At 66.7% G+C, this 22,810-nt stretch carries 23 protein-coding genes; 17 read left to right on the top strand and 6 right to left on the bottom strand.

The window, feature by feature from the left end; translation table 11 throughout:
* From V9K97_RS12110 to V9K97_RS12095, 4 genes are all read left to right on the top strand, one after another.
* Window positions 1-1,158 carry an ABC transporter permease gene (locus tag V9K97_RS12110; RefSeq protein ID WP_258507734.1) on the top strand — a complete coding sequence of 386 codons (1,158 nt, stop codon included), beginning with the start codon at window positions 1-3 and terminating at the stop codon, window positions 1,156-1,158.
* 41 nt (window positions 1,159-1,199) lie between these two features.
* Complete coding sequence (locus tag V9K97_RS12105) at window positions 1,200-1,430, top strand: acyl carrier protein (RefSeq protein WP_443303249.1); 231 nt, start codon at window positions 1,200-1,202, stop codon at window positions 1,428-1,430.
* A gap of 138 nt (window positions 1,431-1,568) precedes the next feature.
* Window positions 1,569-2,663 (top strand): beta-ketoacyl synthase N-terminal-like domain-containing protein, encoded by a 1,095-nt coding sequence (locus V9K97_RS12100; RefSeq protein ID WP_337318290.1) that lies wholly within the window; start codon window positions 1,569-1,571, stop codon window positions 2,661-2,663.
* Entirely contained in the window at window positions 2,660-3,163 is a 504-nt protein-coding gene (locus V9K97_RS12095; protein WP_337318288.1) for a hypothetical protein, read from the top strand. The genes V9K97_RS12100 and V9K97_RS12095 overlap by 4 nt, the downstream gene beginning before the upstream one ends.
* A 30-nt stretch (window positions 3,164-3,193) precedes the next feature.
* Here V9K97_RS12095 and V9K97_RS12090 read toward each other — a convergent pair whose 3' ends face one another.
* From V9K97_RS12090 to V9K97_RS12070, 5 genes are read right to left on the bottom strand one after another with little or no spacing between them, the layout of a single operon-like run.
* Window positions 3,194-3,820, bottom strand: coding sequence for an HD domain-containing protein (locus tag V9K97_RS12090; RefSeq protein WP_337318286.1), 627 nt, complete (start codon window positions 3,818-3,820; stop codon window positions 3,194-3,196).
* A 4-nt stretch (window positions 3,821-3,824) separates the two neighbouring features.
* Window positions 3,825-4,916 (bottom strand): lytic murein transglycosylase B, encoded by a 1,092-nt coding sequence (gene mltB / locus V9K97_RS12085; protein WP_337318284.1) that lies wholly within the window; start codon window positions 4,914-4,916, stop codon window positions 3,825-3,827.
* Between the two features lie 54 nt (window positions 4,917-4,970).
* Entirely contained in the window at window positions 4,971-6,989 is a 2,019-nt protein-coding gene (locus V9K97_RS12080; protein ID WP_337318282.1) for a transglutaminase family protein, read from the bottom strand.
* A 34-nt stretch (window positions 6,990-7,023) separates the two neighbouring features.
* Window positions 7,024-7,995: a DUF58 domain-containing protein gene (locus V9K97_RS12075; RefSeq protein WP_337318280.1), complete on the bottom strand. Its 972-nt coding sequence runs from the start codon at window positions 7,993-7,995 to the stop codon at window positions 7,024-7,026.
* Window positions 7,996-8,020: 25 nt separating this feature from the next.
* Window positions 8,021-8,941 (bottom strand): AAA family ATPase, encoded by a 921-nt coding sequence (locus V9K97_RS12070; protein ID WP_157614631.1) that lies wholly within the window; start codon window positions 8,939-8,941, stop codon window positions 8,021-8,023.
* An 86-nt stretch (window positions 8,942-9,027) separates the two neighbouring features.
* On the opposite strand from V9K97_RS12070, the gene V9K97_RS12065 reads away from it, so the two are divergent.
* From V9K97_RS12065 to V9K97_RS12035, 7 genes are all read left to right on the top strand, one after another.
* A complete protein-coding gene (locus V9K97_RS12065) occupies window positions 9,028-9,981 on the top strand; it encodes a histone deacetylase family protein (protein ID WP_337318278.1) in 954 nt (317 codons plus the stop codon).
* A 39-nt stretch (window positions 9,982-10,020) separates the two neighbouring features.
* Window positions 10,021-11,301 carry a mechanosensitive ion channel family protein gene (locus tag V9K97_RS12060; protein ID WP_337318276.1) on the top strand — a complete coding sequence of 427 codons (1,281 nt, stop codon included), beginning with the start codon at window positions 10,021-10,023 and terminating at the stop codon, window positions 11,299-11,301.
* A gap of 136 nt (window positions 11,302-11,437) precedes the next feature.
* Entirely contained in the window at window positions 11,438-12,187 is a 750-nt protein-coding gene (locus V9K97_RS12055; RefSeq protein ID WP_126749040.1) for an electron transfer flavoprotein subunit beta/FixA family protein, read from the top strand.
* 2 nt (window positions 12,188-12,189) lie between these two features.
* A complete protein-coding gene (locus V9K97_RS12050; protein ID WP_258507710.1) occupies window positions 12,190-13,122 on the top strand; it encodes an electron transfer flavoprotein subunit alpha/FixB family protein in 933 nt (310 codons plus the stop codon).
* A gap of 74 nt (window positions 13,123-13,196) precedes the next feature.
* Entirely contained in the window at window positions 13,197-14,987 is a 1,791-nt protein-coding gene (locus V9K97_RS12045; protein WP_337318273.1) for an acyl-CoA dehydrogenase, read from the top strand.
* A gap of 79 nt (window positions 14,988-15,066) precedes the next feature.
* The gene (locus V9K97_RS12040; RefSeq protein WP_337318271.1) at window positions 15,067-16,029 is read left to right on the top strand and encodes an NAD(P)H-dependent flavin oxidoreductase; all 963 of its coding nucleotides are present in this window, start codon (window positions 15,067-15,069) and stop codon (window positions 16,027-16,029) included.
* A gap of 50 nt (window positions 16,030-16,079) precedes the next feature.
* Window positions 16,080-17,195, top strand: a complete 1,116-nt coding sequence (locus tag V9K97_RS12035) for an acyltransferase family protein (protein WP_337318269.1) — start codon at window positions 16,080-16,082, stop codon at window positions 17,193-17,195.
* Between the two features lie 30 nt (window positions 17,196-17,225).
* Here the strand turns inward: V9K97_RS12035 and V9K97_RS12030 are convergent, their stop codons facing one another.
* Window positions 17,226-17,648 carry a cupin domain-containing protein gene (locus V9K97_RS12030; protein WP_126749050.1) on the bottom strand — a complete coding sequence of 141 codons (423 nt, stop codon included), beginning with the start codon at window positions 17,646-17,648 and terminating at the stop codon, window positions 17,226-17,228.
* Window positions 17,649-17,790: 142 nt separating this feature from the next.
* On the opposite strand from V9K97_RS12030, the gene V9K97_RS12025 reads away from it, so the two are divergent.
* The 6 genes from V9K97_RS12025 to V9K97_RS12000 are packed head-to-tail and all read left to right on the top strand — an operon-like array spanning window position 17,791 to window position 22,765.
* The gene (locus tag V9K97_RS12025; RefSeq protein ID WP_337296424.1) at window positions 17,791-18,237 is read left to right on the top strand and encodes an ArsR/SmtB family transcription factor; all 447 of its coding nucleotides are present in this window, start codon (window positions 17,791-17,793) and stop codon (window positions 18,235-18,237) included.
* Window positions 18,126-18,590: an SRPBCC family protein gene (locus tag V9K97_RS12020; protein ID WP_337318267.1), complete on the top strand. Its 465-nt coding sequence runs from the start codon at window positions 18,126-18,128 to the stop codon at window positions 18,588-18,590. Before V9K97_RS12025 ends, V9K97_RS12020 begins: the two co-directional genes overlap by 112 nt.
* A complete protein-coding gene (locus tag V9K97_RS12015) occupies window positions 18,587-20,170 on the top strand; it encodes an MFS transporter (RefSeq protein ID WP_337318265.1) in 1,584 nt (527 codons plus the stop codon). The genes V9K97_RS12020 and V9K97_RS12015 overlap by 4 nt, the downstream gene beginning before the upstream one ends.
* A gap of 50 nt (window positions 20,171-20,220) precedes the next feature.
* Window positions 20,221-20,406: a hypothetical protein gene (locus tag V9K97_RS12010; protein ID WP_126749054.1), complete on the top strand. Its 186-nt coding sequence runs from the start codon at window positions 20,221-20,223 to the stop codon at window positions 20,404-20,406.
* A gap of 32 nt (window positions 20,407-20,438) precedes the next feature.
* Window positions 20,439-21,560 (top strand): chorismate synthase, encoded by a 1,122-nt coding sequence (aroC, locus tag V9K97_RS12005; RefSeq protein ID WP_337318263.1) that lies wholly within the window; start codon window positions 20,439-20,441, stop codon window positions 21,558-21,560.
* A 17-nt stretch (window positions 21,561-21,577) separates the two neighbouring features.
* Window positions 21,578-22,765 (top strand): MFS transporter, encoded by a 1,188-nt coding sequence (locus V9K97_RS12000; protein ID WP_337318261.1) that lies wholly within the window; start codon window positions 21,578-21,580, stop codon window positions 22,763-22,765.
* Window positions 22,766-22,810: the final 45 nt, after the last annotated feature.

The raw sequence follows: 22,810 nt of genomic DNA, 5'->3' as shown, positions 1-22,810 counted from the left end.
ATGCTCCTCGCGCTCATCAAGAAGGAACTGCTGGCACTCGTGCGCGACATGCACGGGCTGGCCGCGCTGTTTCTGATGCCGATGGTCTTCATCGTGCTGATGTCGCTCACGCTCAAGGACATCTACCGCCCGCCTCTGGCCGAGCTCAGCTACGCCGTGGACATGCGCGACACCGAAACGCCGGCGCAATGGCTGCAGCAGATATGGCAGCGCAGCCACGGTGCGCCGCAGGCGCTCGGTGCCGACTGGGAGGCGCGATTGCGCAGCGGCGCGCTCAAGTACGTCATCGTGCTGGAGCCGGGCCTTTCGGCGGAGCTCGAATCGGCCGCGCTCTCGACCAAGGCGCACGTCCGTTTGCTGACCGAGCCGGGCATCGACGCCAACCTGTTCAATGCCTTGCGCGCCGAACTCGTCGGCGCGTCCGGCGAACTGAAGGCTCGGTTGGCGCTTGCAGTGCCGGGCACCTCGGGTCCGCCGCCGGGCGCCTCGATCCAGGCGCTGGTGAATGCCGAGCGCTATTCCACCGCCGGGCCGCGGCCCACATCGGTGCAGCAGAACGTGCCGGCATGGCTGGTGTTCGGCATGTTCTTCGTGGTGGCATCGCTCTCCAGCCTGTTCGTGCAGGAGCGCAGTTCGGGCGCGCTGGGCCGGCTGCGCAGCCTGGGTGTGTCGCGCTTCATGCTGCTGATGTCCAAAGCTTTGCCCTATCTTGGAGTCAATGCGCTGCAGGCCGTGTTGATGCTTGCTGCCGGCATCTGGCTGATGCCCTTGATCGGCGGCGATGCGCTTTCGCTTGCCGGTATCGATTGGGGCGCCCTGGTGGTTGCGCTCGCGGCCGTGAGCCTGGCCGCGGTGAGCCTGTCGCTCGCACTGGCCTGCGCGGTTCGCAGCCATGCGCAGGCTGCGACCATTGGGCCCATGGTCAACGTGCTCATGGCGGCGGCCGGCGGCATCATGGTGCCGAAGTTCGTCATGCCGGGCTTCATGCAGCGGCTGGTCGAAATTTCCCCGATGAACTGGGGGCTGGAGGCGCTGCTTACCGTACTGTTGCGCGGTGGCGGCGTGGCCGACACCCTGCCGCAGGTCGGCCGGCTCGTGCTGTTTGCGGCCGCCATGTTCTTGCTCGCCGTCTTCTTGTTTCGCAGGCCCGCATCGTGACCGATTCCGTTTCCGCCGAATTCATTGCCAGCCTGAAGACCATGGTGCTCGAGGCCGTTGAAAAAGAGGCGCCTCCGGGCGGCCTTGGCGATGACGAACCGCTGTTCGGCCCCGAAGCCCGGCTCGACCTCGACTCGCTCGACGCGCTGCAGGTGTCGATGACGATCCAGCAGCGTTTTGGCGTGCGCATGCCCGACAGCAAGGAAACGCGCCGCGCACTCACTTCCATCGCGCATCTGGCGAACCACCTGGTGCAAGCGGGCAAGGCATGAGCGCTGCGCAGGGCCGCCCCAAGCAAGCTGGCTCCCGCTTGGCGGGAAGGCGCGCAGCGCCAAGGGTGCACCTATGAGCGCCGCGCCGGGTCGCCCCAAGCAAGCTCGCGCCGCAGTGCGAAGCGCGAAGGCTGTCTGATGACCGCTGAGAGCGTGTATCTCGCCGGCATGGGCTTGGCCTGCGCGCTCGGCAGCGATCTCTCGTCCTCCGTGGCCGCAGTTGCGCGCGGGGGCGTGCCGCCCACGATGGTGGCGGTCTCGGAAAGCGTGCAGTGGCCCGTCTACACGCTGCCGCCGCAGGATGGCAGCTGGATCGAGCGGCTGCAGCGCATCGTGCGAAGCGTGGCGGCGCAGGCGGCGCAGGCGGCGCAAGTGGACGAGGGAGCAGGGCGTTCATGTCCGCTCTTGGTTGCATCGTCATCCCTGGACATCGGCCTCATGGAGCACGAGGTGCAAGACCTGCGCCTGGGCGGCGATCTCCAGGACTTTGCCGGGCTCGTGGCCGGTGCGCTCGATTGGCAGGGGCCGGTGTTCACCGTCTCGACAGCTTGCACCTCCGCGATCAATGCCGTGCTCGCAGGCTGCGACCTTATTCGAAGCGGCGAAGCCGAAGAGGCACTGGTGATCGGCGCCGAGCTTGGCAACCGCTTCACCGTGGCTGGCTTCGGCGCGATGCAACTGCTCTCACCCGATAGGGCGCAGCCTTTCGGTGCCGAGCGCAACGGGCTGGTGCTCGGTGAGGCGGTGGCCGCGCTGCGCCTTAGCTCGCGCCCTGGGCGCTGGCGGATTGCGGGGGGTTCCAACGTGGTCGACGGGCGCAACCCTTCGGGCACCGAAACCAGCGCGGTGATCGCCATGTGCCAGGAAGCCCTGGCGCGCAGCGGCCTTGGAGCGCAGGACATCGACTTGATAAAAGTGCAGGCTGCGGGAAGCCCGGTCAACGACGCGATCGAGGCCGAGGCGCTGAAGCAGGTCTTCGACGCGCTGCCGCCGCTGGTGTCGCTCAAGTCGCTGATCGGGCACACATTGGGCGCCTCCGGCGCGGCCGAACTCGCCTTGCTGCTTGGCTGCATCGAAGCCGGCGCCTGGCCTTCTGTCGGCTATGCCATCGACAGCGAACTCGGCATTGCATTGAGCACACAGGCTCCGGCCAGGCTGCGCAACTTGCTGCTCAACGTGGTCGGATTCGGCGGCGGGCATACGTCGCTGGTGCTGCAGGACTGCGCGGCATGAGCACCCATCTCGAACAGGCATGGCGCATCGCCGCGCACTTCACCGCCGATCCGCTGCCGGCGGATTGGCGTGACCAGCTGGCGCACCGGCTCGGCCGCCGGCCGCGGCGTGTGGGCCTGTGGACCGAGCTTGCAATGTACGGTGCACGCCGCTGCCTCGACGAGGCGGGCGAGGCGGCCCTGCCCGCCGGTGCGCGGCTGCGCGTGTCGAGCATGCGCGGCGCCTGGGGAGCGACGCATGCGGCGCTGGCCCAGCTCGATGCGGGCATGCTGATGCCGTTCACCTTCATGCAGAGCCAGTCCGCGCTGATGCTGGCGGAGGTGGGCCGTTGCCTTGAATGGCAAGGCGACGCGAGCTTTGCACTGTGCCGCGATCCGGAGCAGCTGCTGCGGCTTTCGCGAGCAGGCGCGGGAAGTGCCGGCTTGCTGGTCGGCATCGTGGAAGAAGAGCGCAACAGCGAAAAGCCGCGCTCCGAATGGTGGCGGCTGGTGCCGGCCTGAAGCACCGCGGTCTGGCCGCAGCCGGGCAGGTCAATCCACTGCTGCGATCGACCGGACGAGGTTGGCACGCGCCCGTGCCTCGAGCAGCCCATGCATCCGCGGCGTGGTGTAGATCGCCTCTCGCTCGAGGAAGCGCTGCAGGATCGCGCGGCGGCGCGGCCGGCGAATTTCGTCGGGCACAAAGGCGTATTCGGCATGTACCTGCCGTTCGTACTCGTCGAACCGCGCGCGCTCGGCACCGAGAATCGACAGGTCGATATCGATCAGCAGTTCGGCGTCGCGGCCTTCGGGTACTGCGTCGTGCCGGGTGGCCATGACCAGTGCATGCACGCGCTCAGCCGCTTCTTTAGCCGCTCCACGCTCGAGCATCGCACTGCGCGCCCAATCGGCGCTGCGAGCCTCGTTGTCGTGCGCATGCACGTCGTAGATGGCGTCGTGGAACCACAGCGCGAGCGCCACTTCGCCGGGGCGCTCGGCCAGTTCTTTCTCTTGCTCGAACCACGCGAGGCATTCGCACAGGTGCTGCATGGTGTGATAGTGGCGCTGCGGCTCGCTGTAGCGGCGCTGCAGTTCGATGCACAGCGCTTCGTCGGCGTTGGCCATGCCAAGTGCCCGCCACGCGGCGCTCCAGTTGTCCAGCAGCGCCTCGGGCGTCACGGGGTCATTGCTCCATGGCGGCCTTGACCTCCTGGCCAAGGTCGAGCACCGACATTGCGTAGTAGCTGCTCCAGTTGTAGCGCGTGATCACGTAGAAGTTGCGAGTGCCGGCCACATAGGTCGGCGATGCGTCGGCGCCGTTCTGCAGCTCGATCAGCGCCAGCAGCCCCTTGTGCCGCAGGCCATCGCCTTCGGGCACCGCGCCGGCGGCCACGAAGCTGTCGATGCTGAAGGTGGGCAGGATGTCCGGCGCGAGGAGCAGCGGCTTCTTGAGGCGCTCTTCTTCAAAATGCACCGGGTAGATGGCTGGCATGCCCGGCGTCCAGCCGAAGGCCTTGAAGTAGCTGGCGACAGAGCCGATCACGTCGGCGGTGTTATCCACCAGGTCGATGCGGTTGTCGCCGTCGAAGTCGACCGCGTACTTGGCGATGCTGCTCGGCATGAACTGCGGCATGCCCATGGCACCGGCATAGCTGCCCACGGGCACCAGCGGGTTTTCGGAGGTGCGGCTTTCGGTGCTCAAGAAGCTCTCGAGTTCACCGCGGAAGAAGGCTTCGCGTTCAGCCGCGCGCGGGTGCGCCTGCGGAAAATCGAACGATAGCGTCGCCAGCGCATCGATCACACGGAAGTTGCCCATGTTGCGGCCGTAGATGGTCTCGACGCCCACAATGCCCACGATGATTTCGGGCGGCACGCCGTACACCTGCTCGGCCCGCGCGAGCGTGTCGGCGTTGTTGCGCCAGAAGCGCACGCCCGCCGCGATGCGGGTGGCATCGATGAAGCGGCTGCGATAGACCTGCCAGTTCTTTACCGAGCCCACGGGGCCGGGCAGCATCAGGCGCGGCACGTTCGGCAGGAAGCGTGCGCTGCCGATGGTGGCGCGCACCCATTCGCGGTCCAGGCCGCGGCGCTCGGCCACCTCGTCGGCAAAGCGCATGGCGTCCTCGCGCGTGGCATAGGGCGTGCTGCCGGTCACCGTCTTCGCGCTGCGGGCGCCGGACGCTTTCTGGGCTTGTGCCCCCGTGGACCAGGCGCAGCAGGCGGCCAGGAGGACAATGGAGGCGGCGCGGAAGGGCGCAGGAAAAAAAGATCGCATGGGGCGATTGTGCCGCCCGCCCAAGGTGGACTCAGTGGACTCCGGCGCCGGTGTTCAGCGCGGGGGAGTCAACGCCGACCAGTTCAGCCGGCGGAACTCGCCGCGCAGGGCCGCCAGCGAAGCAGGGGAGGCCTTGGCATAGCGCTGGGCTTCCAGCTTCAGCAGCCAGTCGCGCACCGCGCCGGCTGCCGGGCCGAAGCGCGCCTCGGCCTGTGCAGCGATCTGGCGTGGTGGCGCCGTTTCGGGCACCTTGAGCCCGGCTTTCGCGAGCCGCGTGCGTGCCTGGCCCAGCAGGCGCAGCCACGGGTCGTGCTGGCTGCGTTCCCACAGCGTCCAGGCCGCGCCGGCAAGGCTCGCGCCCACCAGCAGATAGAGCAGCACATAGGCCAGGTCTTCGAGGCTTGGGGCTTCGAAGCCGATGCTTTTCAGCAGGTTGAGCTGGCGGCTCTGGGTGTAGTTGAGCACCCACTGGTTCCAGCTGTTGTTCACCGCTTCCCAGGCGGCGCGCACGTTCTGTGCGAGCGTGGGGCTCATCGCGCCGATGGCGCCGGCAAAGAGGCCCGGCTGCGGTGCAAGCCGCTGGAACTGGCCAACCCGGCCAGGCGATACGGCCGCGGTCGGGTCCACGCGCACCCAACCCATGCCTTCCTGCCAGACCTCGGTCCATGCGTGCGCATCGCTCTGGCGCAGCACCCAATAATCGTCGACGCTGTTGAGTTCGCCGCCCTGGTAGCCGGTCACGATGCGCGCCGGAATTCCCAGCCCGCGCATCAGCACCACGAAGGCCGAGGCGATGTGTTCGCAGAAACCTTCCTTGCGATCGAACCAGAACTCGTCGGCCGTGTTGGCGCCATACACGCCGGGTTCCAGTGTGTAGGTGTAGCCGCCGGTGCGCAGCCGTTGCATCGCGGCGCGCACGAAGGCGGCGGTATCGGCATTGGCGAGCTCGGGCTGGGCGCGCATTTCCGCAGCGAGCGCTGCGGTGCGCGGGTTCAGGCCGGGCGGCAGGGCCAGGTAAGGCCGCAGCGCGCCGGTTTGCCGAGTCGGGCCGCTCAGGAACTGGGTGTAGCTTTCGGCGCGATAGCGCACGAGGTCGGAAACCGGCCGGTTCGCGATCCATTGCAGGTCGGGCGTGCCCGTCACTTCGAAACCCGGCGCCTCGGGGGCGCTTTGCGCGGCATCGAGCGTGAGCAGCCAGGGCCTATGGTTGGGCTCAAGCGTGATCTCGTAGCGCACCGGAGCACCGCTGGTGCGCAGGTTGGCCGACGATTGCGCGCCACGCGCCCACGGGGGCAGTGCGGTCCACTCGCGCCCGTCGAACTGCGTCAGCACCGGGCCGCGAAAGTACATCTGGCTTTGGGGCGGTGCACGGTCGTTGTCGAACTTGATGCGCGCCGCAATACTGTCGTCGAGCGCCAGTTCGGCGATGGTGCCCACGCGCATGGTGTTCGACAGCCCCGTGCGGCCTGCCATGGCGTCGCTGGGCGTACCCCACAGCGGCGCGAAGCGCGGGAACAGGAGGAACAGCGCAAGCATGATCGGCGCGCCCAGCAGGGCCATCCAGCTGGCGGTGCGGGCGGCCTGCATCAGCGGCGGCTTGCCCACCGGCATGTGCGCGTTGACCAGTGCGGTCAGCAGGCCCAGCAGCGCGAGCAGCATGGTGAACGCCGTCATCAGCGACTGCGAGTAGAAGAAGTTCGTCAGCATCGCGAAGAAGCCGAGGAAGAACAGCACGAAGGCGTCTCTTCGTGCGCGCAGTTCCAGCGTCTTGAGCGCCAGCAAGATAACGACGAGCGTCACGCCCGGGTCGCGGCCGAGCAGGGTGCGGTGGGTGGCGAAGGTGGCGGCTACCGCCAGCACCAGCAGGCCGGCGCGCCACCATTTGCTTGGAAGCGGGCGGGCGTCGACTGCCAGCGTGCCGCGCCACACCAGGACCATCGCGGTGATGGCGGTGCACCACCACGGCAGGTTCTCGGCCTGCGGCAACACGATCAGCGCAATGACCGAGAGCAGGAACAGCGTGTCCCGGGCGTCCCTCGGCAGCGCCGCGATCTCGCGCCTGAACTTGTTCATGCGCGGTGCTCCTTGCGGGAGGAAAGGGCGGCGTTCAACATAGTGCCAAGGCCTCCAGGCAGGCTCTGCGGTGGGCTTCGCCCTGCGAGGGCTGCACCACCCGACCGGCGATGCGGATGCCATAGTCCACGCCCAGCCGGTCCGCCATCAACACCCATGCGCAAAGCCGCGATGCGCGGGCCTCGGTGTCGGCGAGATTGGTGGCTTGCGCATCGAGCCACAGCTCCTCGCGCTGGGTTTGCTGCGTGTCCCGGCTCACGAGTTCTTCAGAACCCGTGGCTTGCGCCCGGGCCGCTTTTTTCCAGACCACCAGCTTGAGCGGGTCGCCGCGCCGGTACGACCGCAGGCCGTCATATTCACCGGCCGAGTGGGAGCGCAGGGCGGCGGATGTCGCGGCCGGTCCGGAGAGGGGTTCGCCCGGCGGCAACGGCGGCGGATGCGCTTCGGGTGTCGGGTAGACCAGCATCTGCGCGGCCGGCCGCCATACCGTCCAGACGCGGAATGTTCCGAGCGGAAAACGGGTTTCGGCGGTGAGCGGTGGCACGGGGTGGAGCCCGCGCCTTTCGGGCTTGAACGCGATCTCGACGGTGGAGGTGCCTTCGGCCGGCACGTCCGTCCAGGCCCACTGGCCGCTGCCGCGCACGGCCATGCCGATGCCGTAGCGCACGCTGCGCCGCGTGTTGTGCAGCACCACCCGGAAGACGGCGGCGGCGCCCGCATAGTGCGCATCGGGAGGCGTCAGGTGCATGGCCAGCCCGCGCAGCGTGGCATGGCAAACGTGCATTCCCACGGCCACGCTGCCCGCGAGCAGGAAGGTCAACAGGTAGCCCAGGTTGAGCTGGTAGTTGATTGACGCAATCAGCAGCACCAGCAGCGTGGCGGCCAGTGTCCAGCCCGCACGCGTGGGCACGATGTAGACGTTGCGCTGCGTGAGTTCCAGCGTGTCCGACGGCGGCCGGCGCGACAGGAACCAGCCGTCGATGCGCGAGCGTAGCGATGCCATCATCGGTGGCAGACGAAACGGTTCATTTTTACGGGAGCGGCACGTCCGCGATCATCGCGCGCACCTGTTCCACGGCCCCGCGGCCGGCGTCGCCCACGGGCGTGAGGCGGTGCGCAATCGTCTGCGGCAGTATCGATTGCACATCGTCCGGCGCAACGTAGCTTCGGTTGGCCAGCAGCGCCTGCGCCTTGGCGGCACGCAGCACGGCAATGCCGGCACGCGGCGAGAGGCCCTGCAAAAACCACCGGCCGGAGCGCGTGGCGGCAATCAGGTCTTGCACGTAGTTCAGCAGCGGCTCGGCGGCATGCACCTGCTGAACGCGCTGCTGCAGCGCCGTGAGTTCGCCGGCGGTCAGCAGTGCGGGCAGGGTGGCCAGCATTTCGCGGCGGTCCGCCCCCGCGAGCAGTTCGCGTTCGGCCGCGCGGTCCGGGTAGCCCAGCGAAATGCGCATCAGGAAGCGGTCGAGCTGCGATTCAGGCAACGCGAAGGTGCCGAGCTGGTCCTGCGGGTTCTGCGTGGCAATCACGAAAAACGGCGTGGGCAGTGGCCGCGTCTCGCCTTCGATGGTGACCTGCTTTTCTTCCATGGCCTCGAGCAGGGCGCTCTGAGTCTTGGGGCTGGCGCGGTTGATTTCGTCCGCCAGCAGCACCTGCGCGAAGATCGGGCCGGGGTGGAACACGAAGGCCTGCTGCCCGCGGTCGTAGATGGCCACGCCCGACAGGTCGCCCGGCATGAGGTCGGCCGTGAACTGCACGCGCGAGAACTGCAGGCCGAAGGTGTGCGAGAGCGCATGGGCGAGGGTGGTCTTGCCGACCCCCGGCACATCCTCGATGAGCAGGTGCCCGCCCGCCAGCAGGCAGGCCACGCAGTCGCGCACTTGCGCCTCTTTGCCGACGATCACCGTGTTAAGCTGATTCAGCAAAGTGGCAAGCTTCGCAGCAACGTCCATATTTGTATCCATATGCAAACGATACCGTAAGACCGCGCAGCCCCATGCTGTGTGAGGTCTAGATACGACAGAGACACGGCAAAGAGATGGGCAAGACCGGCTACTTCACACATCGCGATTGCTGGAAGCACGACATGGGACGGGGCCACCCCGAATGTCCCGAGCGGCTGGATGCCATCGAAGACAGGCTGCTGCTGACCGGCGTGGGCGACGCCCTCGAACACCGGGACGTGCCCCTGGCCACCCTTGCCCAGATCACCCGGGCGCACAGCGAGGCGCACCTCGAATACCTTGAAGAGCTTCATCAGCGCCTGGTGGCCGACGAGCCGGCCGGCGGGCCCGCCCATGCGATGCTCGACCCGGACACCATCCTGAACCGCTACACGCTGCTGGCCGCGCGCCGGGCCGCAGGAGCCGCCATTGCCGCCACCGACGCGGTGATGGCCGGCGAGGTCGACAACGCCTTCTGCTCGGTGCGTCCGCCCGGGCACCATGCCTGCCGCGAGCAGGCCATGGGCTTCTGCTTTCTGAACAACGTGGCCATTGCGGCGCGGCATGCGCTCGAGGTGCATGGCCTGGAGCGCGTGGCGGTGGTCGATTTCGACGTGCATCACGGCAACGGCACCGAGAACATCCTTTCGAACGATCCGCGCGTGCTGATGGTGGGCTTCTTCCAGCATCCGTTTTATCCGTACAGCGGCACCGACGATCCAGCCTCGAACATGCTGAACCTGCCGATTCCGGCCTATACCAAGGGCATGGACGTGCGCGAGCTGATCGAGGCCGCCTGGATGCCCCGGCTCGAAGAGTTCGGGCCCGAAATGATCTTTGTCAGCGCGGGCTTCGACGCCCACCGCGAGGACGACCTGGGCCAGCTGGGGCTCACCGAAAACGACTTTGCCTGGATCACGAGCCGCATTCGGGACGTGGCCAAGCGCCATTCGCGCGGGCGCATCGTCTCGATGCTCGAGGGCGGCTACAACCTCGATGCGCTGGCGCGCAGCGTGGAAGCGCACATCCGCGTCCTGGCCGATCTGTAACGCCGCGGGCGCGAAGACGGCGCCATGTTTTCCGAAGAGATGAATTTCAACGATTTCACACAACGATTGGCGCAGGTCGACGCGCGCGGCCTGGGCATTGAACTGGCAGCACTGGTGGCTTGCGTGGCCCTGGCCTGGATGGCAAGCCGCTGGTTCGGGCGCGACCAGCCCAAGGATTCGATCTGGTTTGGCGAGCGCACCTTCGACGGCGTGCTGTTCCCTCTGCTTGCGCTGGTTTTCACCGAACTCGCCCGCCGCCTGGTGACCGGCTTCCAGCCGGTGCTGGTGCTGCGCATCGCGGTTTCGGTATTCCTGTCGCTCCTGGTCATTCGCCTGTTCGCCCGGGTGATGAGGGCGGTTTTTCCCGCCTCCAACCTGGTGCGGCTGCTGGAGCGCACGATCTCCTGGCTAGCCTGGATTGCCGCCATTCTCTGGATCGTCGGGCTCTTGCCGCCCGTGCTGGCCGAGCTCGACAACATCACGCTGGCGTTCGGCAAGACCCGCGTCAGCCTGCAGACCATCGTGCAGGGCGCGCTCTCGGCCGGGTTGGTGCTGGTGATTGCGCTGTGGATTGCCGCCACCATCGAGAAGCGCATCCTGCTGGAGGCGGTGACCGACCTCTCGATGCGCAAGGTGGCGTCGAATGCGATCCGCGCCATTCTGCTGCTGGTGGGCCTGCTGTTTGCGCTTTCCGCGGTGGGGGTCGACCTTACTGCGCTCTCGGTTCTTGGGGGCGCGCTGGGCGTGGGCCTGGGTTTCGGCCTGCAGAAGCTGGCTGCCAACTACGTGAGCGGCTTCGTCATCCTGCTGGAGCGCTCCATCCGCATCGGCGACAACGTCAAGGTCGACACCTTCGAAGGCCGTATCACCGACATCAAGACCCGCTACACGCTCATCCGTGCCGGCAACGGGCGCGAAGCCATCGTGCCGAACGAGTCGCTCATCACCAGCCGGGTCGAGAACCTTTCGATGGCGGACCGCAAGTTCAACATCACGACGAGCATCGTGGTGGGCTACGACAGCGACGTGGCGCAGGTCCAGTCGATTCTTTGCGGGGCCGCCAAATCGCAAGAGCGCGTCATGACCGATCCCGAGCCGGTGACCTATCTCTCCAGCTTTGCGCCCGACGGGCTCGAGTTCATCCTGAACTTCTGGGTGGCGGACCCGGACAAGGGCAAGGACAACGTTCGCTCGGCCATCAACATTGCCATTCTGGAAGGCCTGCGCGGCGCGGGCATCGACATTCCGTACCCCCAGCGCGTGGTGCGCGTCGAGTCGCTGCCGCCGGGCGTTTCGGGCACCCCCGACGCTGCCGTATAATCACGAAAAAGCACGATCGTTCTTTTTTGTTACCCCGCAGTGCAATCGCCATGAAAGCAGAGGCGGCAAAGGTCGGACTCTAGAATGACCGGTTGCCCTCGAAGCCCCCTTTTTGCAATCCAATGGAGTCAAGTCAATGAAGGTTCTAGTGCCTGTCAAACGGGTCGTCGATTACAACGTCAAGGTGCGCGTGAAGAGCGACGGCACCGGGGTGGACATTGCCAACGTCAAGATGAGCATGAACCCCTTCGACGAAATCGCCGTTGAAGAAGCCGTTCGCCTGAAAGAGAAGGGCGTTGTGACCGAAGTCATCGCCGTCTCGTGCGGCGATGCCAAGTGCCAGGAAACCCTGCGCACCGCCATGGCCATCGGCGCCGACCGCGGCATCCTGGTCGAGACCACCGAAGAACTCCAACCCCTGGCCGTTGCCAAGCTGCTCAAGGCGCTGGTCGAGAAGGAACAGCCCCAGCTCATCATCCTGGGCAAGCAGGCCATCGACGACGACGCCAATCAAACCGGCCAGATGCTCGCCGCCCTGACCGACCTGCCGCAAGCCACCTTCGCCTCCAAGGTCGAAGTCGCCGACGGCAAGGCCACCGTGACGCGCGAAGTCGACGGCGGCCTGGAAACCATCCAGCTCAGCCTGCCGGCCGTCATCACGACCGACCTGCGCCTGAACGAGCCGCGCTACGTCACCTTGCCCAACATCATGAAGGCCAAGAAGAAGCAGCTCGACACCTTCAAGCCCGAAGACCTGGGCGTGGACGTGAAGCCGCGCCTGAAGACCCTCAAGGTCAGCGAGCCGCCCAAGCGCGGCGCCGGCATCAAGGTGCCTGATGTTGCAACGCTGGTGGACAAACTGAAGAACGAAGCGAAGGTGATCTGAACATGACCGCACTTGTTATTGCCGAACACGACCACGCGACCGTCAAGCCCGCGACCCTCAACACCGTGACCGCGGCGCTTGCCTGCGGCGGCGACGTGCACGTGCTCGTGGCCGGAGCCAATGCCGCCGAAGCCGGCAAGGCCGCCGCGCAGATCGCCGGCGTGGCCAAGGTCATCGTGGCCGACAGCCCCTCGCTGGCCGAGAACCTGGCCGAGAACGTCGCTGCCCAGGTGCTGGCCATTGCCGGCAACTACAGCCACATCCTGTTCCCCTCGACCGCCAACGGCAAGAACGTCGCCCCGCGCGTGGCTGCCAAGCTCGACGTGGCGCAGATCTCCGACATCACTTTGGTCGTGAGCCCCGACACCTTCGAGCGCCCGATCTACGCCGGCAACGCCATTGCCACCGTGCAGAGCAGCGACGCCACCAAGGTGATCACGGTTCGTACCACCGGCTTCGACGCCGCAGCCGCCACGGGTGGCAGCGCAGCCGTCGAAACCGCTGAAGGCGTGGCCGACAGCGGCAAGTCGAGCTTTGTGGGCCGCGAAGTCACCAAGAGCGACCGCCCCGAACTCACCGCCGCCAAGATCATCGTCTCGGGCGGCCGGGCCCTCGGCAGCGCCGAGAAGTTCACCGAAGTGATGACGCCCCTGGCGGACAAGCTCAACGCCGGCCTCGGCGCCAGCCGCGCCGCAGTGGACGCAGGCTACGCACCGAACGACTGGCAAGTGGGCCAGACCGGCAAGATCGTCGCGCCGCAGCTGTACATCGCGGCCGGCATTTCGGGCGCCATCCAGCACTTGGCCGGCATGAAGGACTCCAAGGTGATCGTCGCGATCAACAAGGACGAAGAAGCACCGATCTTCTCGGTGGCCGACTACGGGCTTGTGGCCGACCTGTTCACGGCTGTGCCGGAACTGGTCAAGGCGCTCTGACGCGATTGCCGCACTGAGCCGGAGGGCATCGTTCGCGATGCCCTTTTCGTATCCGCTGTATCTGGAGACAAGAGATGAGCTACACCGCCCCCCTCAAGGACATGCTGTTCGACATCGAGCACCTGGCCAACATCGGCGAGATCGCCAAGCTGCCCGGCTTTGAAGACGCGGGCCTCGAAACCGCGCAAGCGGTGCTCGAGGAATGCGCGCGCTTCAACCAGGACGTGGTCGCGCCGCTGAATGTGGAGGGCGACCGCAATCCTTCGTCATTCAAGGGCGGAGAGGTAGCCACCACCCCGGGCTTCAAGGAAGCCTTTGCGCAGTACGTGTCGGGCGGCTGGCAGGGCCTGCAGCATCCGGCGGACTTCGGCGGCCAGGGCCTGCCCAAGACCATTGGCGCAGCCTGCGGCGAAATGCTCAACTCGGCCAACATGAGCTTTGCTCTGTGCCCGCTGCTGAGCGACGGCGCCATCGAGGCGCTGCTCACGGCCGGCTCCGACGAGCTCAAGGCGGTGTACCTGGAAAAGCTGGTGAGCGGCCAATGGACCGGCACCATGAACCTCACCGAGCCGCAGGCCGGCAGCGACCTTGCGCTGGTGCGCAGCCGCGCCGAACCGCAGCCTGACGGCACCTACAAGATCTTCGGCACCAAGATCTTCATTACCTATGGCGAGCACGACATGGCCGAGAACATCGTGCACCTCGTGCTTGCACGCGTCACCGGCGCGCCCGAGGGCGTGAAGGGCATCAGCCTGTTCGTGGTGCCCAAGTTCATCGTCGGCAAGGATGGTTCGCTGGGCGAGCGCAACGACGTGCACTGCGTGAGCATCGAGCACAAGATGGGCATCAAGGCCAGTCCTACCGCCGTGCTGCAGTACGGCGACAACGGCGGTGCCGTGGGCTACATCGTCGGCCAGGAGAACCGCGGCCTCGAGTACATGTTCATCATGATGAACTCGGCCCGCTATGCCGTGGGCATGCAGGGCATTGCCATTGCCGAGCGCGCCTACCAGCACGCCGTGGCCTACGCGAAGGACCGCGTACAGAGCCGCCCGGTCGACGGCTCGATGAACGCCAGCGCGCCGATCATTCACCACCCCGACGTCAAGCGCATGCTGATGACGATGCGTGCCTACACCGAAGGCTGCCGCGCCATGGCCAGCGTGGCCGCCGCCGCCTACGACGCGGCGCACCACCACCCCGATGCGGAAGCCCGCAAGCAGAACCAGGCGTTCTACGAATTCATGGTGCCGCTGGTCAAGGGCTACAGCACCGAGATGAGCCTGGAAGTGACCTCGCTCGGCGTGCAGGTGCACGGCGGCATGGGTTTCATCGAGGAGACAGGGGCGGCGCAGTACTACCGCGATGCCAAGATCCTCACGATCTACGAGGGCACCACGGCCATCCAGGCGAACGACCTCGTCGGGCGCAAGACGGCGCGCGACGGCGGGCAGACGGCCAAGGCCATTGCAGCGCAAATCGAGAAGACCGAGGCCGAGCTCGCCAAGAGCGAGAGCGCGGCGGCCGCGGCGGTTCTCAAGCGCCTGAAGGCCGCGCGCCAAGCGTTTGTCGAGGTGGTCGACTTCGTCGCGGGCCAGACCAAGGCATCGCCCAATGCGGTGTTCGCGGGCAGCGTGCCTTACCTGATGCTGGCGGGCAACCTGGTGGCCGGCTGGCAGCTGGCACGCTCGCTGATCATTGCCGAGGACCTTGCCTCGCACAGCGTCGACGTCGGCTTCATGCAAGCCAAGGTGGCCACGGCGCGCTTCTACGCCGAGCACATCCTCAACAAGGTACCGGGCATCCGCGACAGCATCGTCGACGGCGCGGAAAGCGTTACCGCACTGGCACTCGACGCCTTCTGACCCAAGGCCATGTGTCGCCCACCTGACGGGCGGCACGGCCTTCCTCTTATATAAAACCGAAACTCATCCCGGAGAAGACATGTCCAAGCTGCCCCCCGTGCTCGCGAACCTGCCGCTGCCCATCATCGGCTCGCCGCTGTTCATCATCAGCAACCCCAAGCTCGTGATCGCGCAGTGCAAGGCCGGCGTGGTCGGCTCGATGCCGGCGCTCAACGCCCGCCCCGCGGCGCAGCTCGAAGACTGGCTGGCCGAGATCACCGAAGAGCTCGCGGCCTACAACAAGGCCAACCCGGACAAGCCCGCCGCGCCGTTCGCCATCAACCAGATCGTGCACAAGAGCAATGACCGGCTCGAGCACGACATGGAAATGGTCGTGAAGTACAAGGTGCCGATCGTCATCACCTCGCTGGGCGCGCGCACCGACGTGAACGATGCGGTGCACAGCTACGGCGGCGTCACGCTGCACGACATCATCAACAACAAGTTCGCGCAAAAGGCCATCGAGAAGGGCGCCGACGGCATCATTGCCGTGGCGGCCGGTGCCGGCGGCCATGCGGGCGTGAAGAGCCCGTTTGCGCTGGTACAGGAAATCCGCCAGTGGTTCGACGGCCCCATCGCGCTGTCGGGCTCCATTGCGACCGGCGGTGCGGTGCTCGCGGCGCAAGCCATGGGCGCCGACTTCGCGTACATCGGCACTGCCTTCATCGCCACCGAAGAAGCGCGTGCCAGCGATGAATACAAGCAGGCCATTGTCGACGGCACCTCCGACGACATCGTGTACTCGAACCTCTTTACCGGCGTGCACGGCAACTACCTGGCACCCAGCATCGTCAAGGCCGGCATGGACCCGGCCAACCTGCCCGAAGGCGACGTGAAGACCATGAACTTCGCCGCCGGAGAAGGCAGCAAGGCCAAGGCCTGGAAAGACATCTGGGGCTCGGGCCAGGGCATCGGCGCCGTGACCGAAGTGGCCAGCGCCGCCGCGTTCATCGAAAAACTCAAGCGCGAATACCAGGAAGCAAGGCAGCGGCTCGCGCTTTGAACGGGGCAGATAAACCGGCGCCCGCCGCAGAGCCCCCGCAGCGCGGGCGAATGCCGCTGCTCGACATTGCCAAGGGCATTGCTTGCGCGGTGATCGTCGGGCACCACCTGACGCGTTATGGCGCGATGCCGGCGGGCGCGTTTCCCCTGGCACCCGATTTCCTGGGCTGGCTGGCCGACGACGGCCGGCTTGCCGTGCAGGTGTTCCTGGTGATCGCAGGCTTTCTGGCGGCCGCCAGCCTGGCGCCCGACGGCGTGCTGCGCGTCGACCGGCCCATGGCGCGCATCCTGCAGCGCTATGGCCGGCTGGTGATGCCCTACCTGGCCGCGCTCACCGTGTGCGTGCTTGTGGCCGCGCTCGTGCGCCCCTGGATGAGCGGCGACGATGTGCCGGCTTCGCCCAGCATCGGCCAGCTGCTCGCCCACGGGTTGCTGATGCAGGACCTGCTGGACTACGACGCGCTCTCCACCGGCGTCTGGTATGTGGCCATCGACTTTCAGCTCTTTGTCCTGGCGCTGACGCTCATGGGAATGCCGGCCATGTTGCGGCGGGGCAGGGCGACGTCGTTGGCGGCAGCCTCGCGTGAACACTGGATTCCCGTGGCGCTCGTGCTTGCGGTCGCCATCGCCTCGCTGGTAGTTTTCAACCGCAATGCCGATCTCGACGACACCGCGTTCTATTTCTTCGGTGCCTATGGGCTTGGCATGCTGGTGTTCTGGATCGGACGCGCCACGCGCGACAGCACCTGGCAGAGCGCCATCGCGCTGCTGGCGCTGACCGGCGCGGGCGCGCTGGCCATCGATTGGCGCAGCCGCATCGCCATCGCTTTGGTAAGCGCGCTGTTGATTGCGGTTGCGCAGCGGCAAGACTGGCTCGCGCTCGCAGGCCGGCCGAATGCGGCCATGCCGCTGCAGCGCCTGGGCCGCATCTCGTACTCGCTGTTCCTGATTCACTTTCCGGTGCTGCTGGCCACCAACGCAATGGTTGCGCAACTGGGGCCGCATGCCGCGTGGATCGACGCGCTCGGCATGGCCGTCACCTTCTGTCTTTCGGTGGCGGCCGCGCTGGTGCTGTACCGCTGGGTGGAGGTGCGTCCGGCGTCGTGGCGCTCGGTAGCCGGACTGTTTGCCGCGCTGCTGGTCAGCGGGATGCTGGTCGCTCCTTGAACGGCCGCTACCAAAAGCCGCGGCTGCCTGTCAGGGCCAAGGCGTAGGCGGCGGAATCTCGCAAACCGGCTCGACGTCCACGCTCTTGAAGTCCGCCGGCGAGACGATCTCCAGGTATTCCATGTCCGGCGAGTAGTCGAACAAAAAGTGCCGGATGCCGGGCCGCTGGTGCACCACGTCGCCGGCTTCGACCAGGGTTTCCTTGTCTTCGTACATGAAGCGGGCCCAGCCCTTGACCATGATCACGATCTGGAAGTCCGCCTCGTGGCGGTGCCAGCCGGTGCCCGCTTCCGGTGCCATGTTGGCTTTGACGAGGTGCGCGATGACTTTGCCGTTGGTGGCTTCCGCAATGCCGAGGTCTCGGTAGAGAAAGAAATCGCGCAGGCCGCCCGAGACAAACTCCGTATCGCCGGGCTTGACGTGGGAGAACTGGGTAGCGGTTCGGTCCAGCATGGGGCGCTCCTTTGCAGGTGATGCAGGTGGTGGTTGTGCCGCGGGTGCAGCACGCATAAAGCGTTCCCAAAGACATCTGCGGCAAAAGGCTGATTCCGGCGATGGCTTGACGTGCCCGGAGTGCGACAGGATACTAAACCATATGGTTCACTCAGATCCCGTTTCGCTGGACGCCGTCTTTGCCGCCCTTTCAGACCCGACGCGCCGCGCCGTGCTCGAAACCCTGGGCGAGCGCAGCCTCAGCGTGACCGAGCTTGCCGAACCGCACGGCATGTCGCTGACCGGCTTCATGAAGCACCTGCGGGTGCTCGAAGACGCCGGCCTGATTTCGCGCACGAAAGAGGGCCGGGTCGTGCAATGCGAACTCTCGCCGCGGCCCATGCAGGAGGCTGCCGTGTGGCTATCCCGTTACGAGAAATTCTGGACCGGGCGCCTCGATGCACTGGCCCGCTATCTCTACCACCAAGAGGAGACCGAATGGCAAAACCTGCCGCCCCCGCCACGGAGCGACCCTCGCTCACCCTCCGCAGGCACTACCCCGTCGCCGCCGAAAAAGTCTGGCGCGCGTGGACCGACCCGCAAGCGCTGAAAGCCTGGTTCGGCCCGGAAGAAATCGTTTCCGTTCCGCTGGCCGAAGTCGACCTGCGCGTAGGCGGCTGCTTTCGCGTGACCATGCTTGCCGCCGACGGAGAAACGCACGACGTGAGCGGTGTCTACCAAGAGCTGGTGCCCAACCGGAAGCTGGTTTTCAGCTGGGCCTGGCGCAGCACGCCGGAGCGCGAGTCGCGCGTCACGGTGCGGATCGAGCCCGACGGCAACGGCTGCGAGCTGGTGCTGATGCACGAGCAGTTCTTCGACGAGGTGGCACGCGACGGGCACGAGCACGGCTGGACGGGCGCCATGGTCAAGCTCGAGCAATGGTTGGCGAAAGCGGCTGAATGACCGGCGGGCGCGACGCGTCTGCCGGCAGGCCGCCGCCGGCCCGTGCAACGGCGCGCGAGTGGACGGGGCTTGCCGTCATCGCGCTGCCGTGCATGCTGTATTCGATGGATCTCACGGTGCTGAACCTTGCGATTCCGTCGATCAGCGAAGACCTCAAGCCCACCGCCTCGCAGTTGCTGTGGATTGTCGATATCTACGGCTTCTTCGTCGCCGGGCTGCTGGTCACCATGGGCACGCTGGGCGACCGCATCGGCCGGCGGCGGCTGCTTTTGATCGGCGCGGCGGCGTTCGGCATCGCTTCCGTGCTGGCCGCGTTCTCTACCAGCGCCAACATGCTCATCGCCACGCGGGCGCTGCTCGGCGTCGCGGGCGCAACGCTTGCGCCGTCGACGCTCTCGCTCATCCGCAACATGTTTCTCGATCCGGGGCAGCGCACGGTGGCTATCGGCGTCTGGATATCCAGCTACTCGGCCGGAGCGGTCATCGGCCCGGTGCTGGGCGGCGTGCTGCTGCAGTTCTTTCCGTGGGGCTCGGTGTTCCTGATCGGCGTGCCGGTGATGGTGCTGCTGCTGGTGCTCGGCCCCATCCTGCTGCCCGAATACCGCGACCCGAACGCGGGGCGGCTCGACCTGGCCAGCGTGGCGCTTTCGCTCGGCGCGGTGCTGGCGGCCATCTACGGCATCAAGCAGGTGGCGGAGCATGGGCCCGATGCCATGTCGGCACTGGCCATCGTGGCCGGCGTGGCGCTCGGGTGGGCGTTTGCGCGCAGGCAGCGGCGGCTGGCCGACCCGATGATCGACCTGCGCCTGTTCCGCTTGCCGGCGTTCAGCATCTCGCTGGCGGCCTACATGCTGGCCTGCTTCGTGATGTTCGGCATGTTTCTCTACAACGCGCAATACCTGCAACTGGTGCTCGGGCTCTCGCCGCTGCATGCGGGCCTTTGGAGCGTGCCGAGCGCGGCCGCCTTCATTGCCGGCTCCATGGTGGTGTCCGCGCTGGTGCGCCGCATGCGGCCTGCGTTTGTGATGGGCGGCGGCTTGGGCGTTGCGGCCCTGGGGTTCGCGATGCTCGTGGTGCTCCCCGCGCAAGGTGGCCTAGCGTGGATGGTGGCCAGCGCGGTCATTTCCTCCCTGGGCCTGGCGCCGGTGTTCACGCTGGCCACCGACCTGGTGGTGGGCAGTGCGCCGCCCGAGCGCGCAGGCGTGGCCTCGGCCATCTCGGAAACGAGTTCGGAGTTCGGCGGTGCGCTCGGCATTGCGATTCTGGGCAGCATTGGCGCCGCCATCTACCGCAGCACGATGGCCGATGCCGTTCCGGCCGGTTTGGCGGGTGCTGCTGAAGTGGAGGCGGCGCGCAGCACGCTCGGCGGGGCGGTGGCCTTGGCCGGCCAACTCGGAGGCGCCGCTGGCGCCGAACTGCTCGACACAGGCCGGGCCGCCTTGCTGCATGGCATGCGGCTCACGGCCGGAGTTTGCGCGGCGGTGCTGCTGCTGGTGGGCGCGCTGGTGGCCGTGCGGCTGCGCAGCGCCGGAGAGGCCGCGCAGCCCAAGGCACCGCCAGATGCATTGCCGGAGCGCTGACGAAGACCCATACTGCAGGCTCCACGACGAGACGATGAACGGAGCCTCCCATGAGCAACGAACTTCGCAAGAAGCTGCATGACCTGGCGGAACTGTCCGAAAACACCTCGGACCCGCAGACCAAGGCCATCATCGAGGCCATACGGCTGCAGACCGCCGTGCTGAACGAGCGGCTTTTCTCCATCGAGCTGCAGCTGGGCACGCTCACCAAGCGCATGGAAAACACGACTGACTGAGTGGCCGCCGCTTTGTAGGGATAATCCCAGCCATGAGCGGCAACACATTCGGAACTCTCTTCGCGGTCACCAATTTCGGCGAGTCGCACGGCCCGGCCATCGGCTGCGTGATCGACGGCTGCCCGCCCGGCATGGCGCTGAGCGAAGCCGATATCCAGGGCGACCTCGACCGCCGGCGCCCCGGCACCAGCCGCCACGTTACCCAGCGCAACGAGCCCGACGCGGTGCAGATTCTTTCCGGCGTGTACGAAGGCAAGACCACCGGCACCCCCATTGCGCTGCTGATCCAGAACACCGACCAGCGCAGCAAGGACTACGGCCAGATCGCCCAGCAGTTCCGCCCCGGCCACGCCGACTTCACCTACTGGAAGAAATACGGCATCCGCGATCCGCGCGGCGGCGGACGTTCTTCGGCGCGGCTCACGGCGCCCATGGTGGCGGCCGGCGCAGTCGCCAAGAAGTGGCTGGCCGAAAAATACGGCATGGTGTTTCGCGGCTGCATGACGCAGATCGGCGAAATAGCCATTCCGTTCGAGAGCTGGGACCACGTGCCCAACAACCCCTTCTTCGCGCCCATTGCCGACGTGAGCGAGCTCGAGTCGTACATGGACCGCCTGCGCAAGGCCGGCGATTCATGCGGCGCGCGCATCCGCGTGACGGCGACCAACGTGCCCGTCGGCCTTGGCGAGCCGCTGTTCGACAAGCTCGACGCCGAGATTGCCTACGCAATGATGGGCATCAACGCGGTGAAGGCCGTCGAGATCGGCGCCGGCTTCGAGAGCATCACCCAGCGCGGCACCACGCATGGCGACTCGATCACGCCCACGGGCTTCGTCACCAACAACGCGGGCGGCATCCTCGGCGGCATCAGCTCGGGGCAAGACCTCGAAGTGAGCATCGCGATCAAGCCCACCAGCTCGATCATCAGCCCTCGCCAGTCCATCGACATCCACAACAACCCGGTCGAGGTGGTCACCAAGGGCCGCCACGACCCGTGCGTCGGCATTCGCGCCACGCCCATCGCCGAAGCCATGCTCGCGCTGGTGGTCATGGAGCATGTGCTGCGCAACCGTGCGCAGTGCGGCGACGTGCAGCAGCAAAAGGCCGAAGCCGACAAGACCGAAGCTGCCTCGCCGCAGGCGTCTTTCCTCTAGTGTCCGCCCCGCCACCAGTGGCCGCTGGGCGCGGCCACCTGTTGGCGTTTGCTGGTCTGTCGGCCAGCTATTTCGCGCACATCGGTTTCTTCAACCCCTACCTGCCGCTGTGGCTCCAGGACCTGGGGCTTCCGATTTTCACGATCAGCCTGCTGGCCTCGGTGCAGTCGATTACCCGGGTTTTCGCCCCCTACGCATGGGGCGCGCTCAGCGATCACACCGGCCACCGCGTGATGCTGCTGCGCTTCAGTGCCGCGGTGGCGCTGGTCAGTTCGTTCGGGCTCTGGTGGCATGGCGGCGCCTGGTGGCTGGCGCTGGTGCTGCTGGTGATGTTCACCCACACCAGTTCGATGATGTCGCTCACCGAGGCCGCCATGGCACAGCTCGTGGCCGGCGACTGGGGGCGCTACGGGCGCATTCGCCTGTGCGGTTCGGCCGGCTTTTTGGTGACGGTGTTCTTTGCGGGCGAGTGGTTCGAGCGCTTCGGCATGAAGCACTTTCCGGCCTGGGCGGCGGGCACGCTGGCCGTCGTACTGATTGCGACGATGAAGCTGCCGGACATTCGCGAACCCGTCGCGGCGCACGACGCAGTGAAGGAGCCTATCGGCCCGGTGCTGCGCATTCCGGCGGTGCGGTGGTTCTTTGCGGCGCTGTTCTTCCAGGTGATGTCGCATTTCTCGGTGTATGCATTTTTCTCGCTGTACCTCGATTCGCTGGGTTACGGCAAGAGCGTCATCGGGCTGCTGTGGGCGCTGTCGGTGGTGGCCGAGATCGTCTGGTTCTTTCTGCAGGGGCGGCTCATCGGCCTCTTGCCCATGCCGCGCTGGATGCTGGTGTGCGGCATCGCCGCCGTGGCGCGGCTGGGCCTTACTGCCGGGCTGGGCGGCTCGATTGCTGCGCTCGTCATTGCACAGTGGCTGCACGCGCTGAGCTTTGCGGCGCACCACACCACCTGCATTGCCGTGGTGTCGCGCCGCTTCCCCGGACGGCTGCGCGGGCGGGGGCAGGCGCTGTTCACGGTGATCGGCTACGGCTTTGGCGGCGTGCTGGGCGTGCTGCTCGGCGGCGCGGTGGCGCAGGAGCTCGGCTACCGCACCATGTTCGCGCTGGCGGCCTTGCTGGCGGTGGTGGGCTGCCTGTGCGCATGGCGGGTGATAACGCTCGAACAGCTGGAGCGCGCGGGTCCAGGTGTGACCTCGCGATAGAAAAGGGCGCGCCGGCATCGCGCGCGCCAAAGTGTCATGAGCCTT

It is taken from the genome of Variovorax sp. CCNWLW186, from assembly GCF_037203865.1.
In the GTDB taxonomy this organism is placed as follows: domain Bacteria; phylum Pseudomonadota; class Gammaproteobacteria; order Burkholderiales; family Burkholderiaceae_C; genus Variovorax.
This window is presented reverse-complemented; position numbering and strand designations above follow the sequence as displayed.

Excerpts from the sequence above, each read along its gene's own strand:
- V9K97_RS12075 (WP_337318280.1), bottom strand. The coding sequence starts at position 7,995 with ATGATGGCATCGCTACGCTCGCGCATCGACGGCTGGTTCCTGTCGCGC.
- V9K97_RS12010 (WP_126749054.1), top strand. The coding sequence starts at position 20,221 with ATGAGCAACGAACTTCGCAAGAAGCTGCATGACCTGGCGGAACTGTCC.
- V9K97_RS12055 (WP_126749040.1), top strand. The coding sequence starts at position 11,438 with ATGAAGGTTCTAGTGCCTGTCAAACGGGTCGTCGATTACAACGTCAAG.
- V9K97_RS12040 (WP_337318271.1), top strand. The coding sequence starts at position 15,067 with ATGTCCAAGCTGCCCCCCGTGCTCGCGAACCTGCCGCTGCCCATCATC.
- V9K97_RS12060 (WP_337318276.1), top strand. The coding sequence starts at position 10,021 with ATGAATTTCAACGATTTCACACAACGATTGGCGCAGGTCGACGCGCGC.
- V9K97_RS12100 (WP_337318290.1), top strand. The coding sequence starts at position 1,569 with ATGACCGCTGAGAGCGTGTATCTCGCCGGCATGGGCTTGGCCTGCGCG.
- V9K97_RS12065 (WP_337318278.1), top strand. The coding sequence starts at position 9,028 with ATGGGCAAGACCGGCTACTTCACACATCGCGATTGCTGGAAGCACGAC.
- V9K97_RS12095 (WP_337318288.1), top strand. The coding sequence starts at position 2,660 with ATGAGCACCCATCTCGAACAGGCATGGCGCATCGCCGCGCACTTCACC.
- V9K97_RS12110 (WP_258507734.1), top strand. The coding sequence starts at position 1 with ATGCTCCTCGCGCTCATCAAGAAGGAACTGCTGGCACTCGTGCGCGAC.
- V9K97_RS12045 (WP_337318273.1), top strand. The coding sequence starts at position 13,197 with ATGAGCTACACCGCCCCCCTCAAGGACATGCTGTTCGACATCGAGCAC.
- V9K97_RS12015 (WP_337318265.1), top strand. The coding sequence starts at position 18,587 with ATGACCGGCGGGCGCGACGCGTCTGCCGGCAGGCCGCCGCCGGCCCGT.
- V9K97_RS12050 (WP_258507710.1), top strand. The coding sequence starts at position 12,190 with ATGACCGCACTTGTTATTGCCGAACACGACCACGCGACCGTCAAGCCC.
- V9K97_RS12080 (WP_337318282.1), bottom strand. The coding sequence starts at position 6,989 with ATGAACAAGTTCAGGCGCGAGATCGCGGCGCTGCCGAGGGACGCCCGG.
- V9K97_RS12035 (WP_337318269.1), top strand. The coding sequence starts at position 16,080 with ATGCCGCTGCTCGACATTGCCAAGGGCATTGCTTGCGCGGTGATCGTC.
- V9K97_RS12020 (WP_337318267.1), top strand. The coding sequence starts at position 18,126 with ATGGCAAAACCTGCCGCCCCCGCCACGGAGCGACCCTCGCTCACCCTC.
- V9K97_RS12070 (WP_157614631.1), bottom strand. The coding sequence starts at position 8,941 with ATGGACGTTGCTGCGAAGCTTGCCACTTTGCTGAATCAGCTTAACACG.
- mltB (WP_337318284.1), bottom strand. The coding sequence starts at position 4,916 with ATGCGATCTTTTTTTCCTGCGCCCTTCCGCGCCGCCTCCATTGTCCTC.
- V9K97_RS12030 (WP_126749050.1), bottom strand. The coding sequence starts at position 17,648 with ATGCTGGACCGAACCGCTACCCAGTTCTCCCACGTCAAGCCCGGCGAT.
- V9K97_RS12105 (WP_443303249.1), top strand. The coding sequence starts at position 1,200 with ATGGTGCTCGAGGCCGTTGAAAAAGAGGCGCCTCCGGGCGGCCTTGGC.
- aroC (WP_337318263.1), top strand. The coding sequence starts at position 20,439 with ATGAGCGGCAACACATTCGGAACTCTCTTCGCGGTCACCAATTTCGGC.
- V9K97_RS12025 (WP_337296424.1), top strand. The coding sequence starts at position 17,791 with ATGGTTCACTCAGATCCCGTTTCGCTGGACGCCGTCTTTGCCGCCCTT.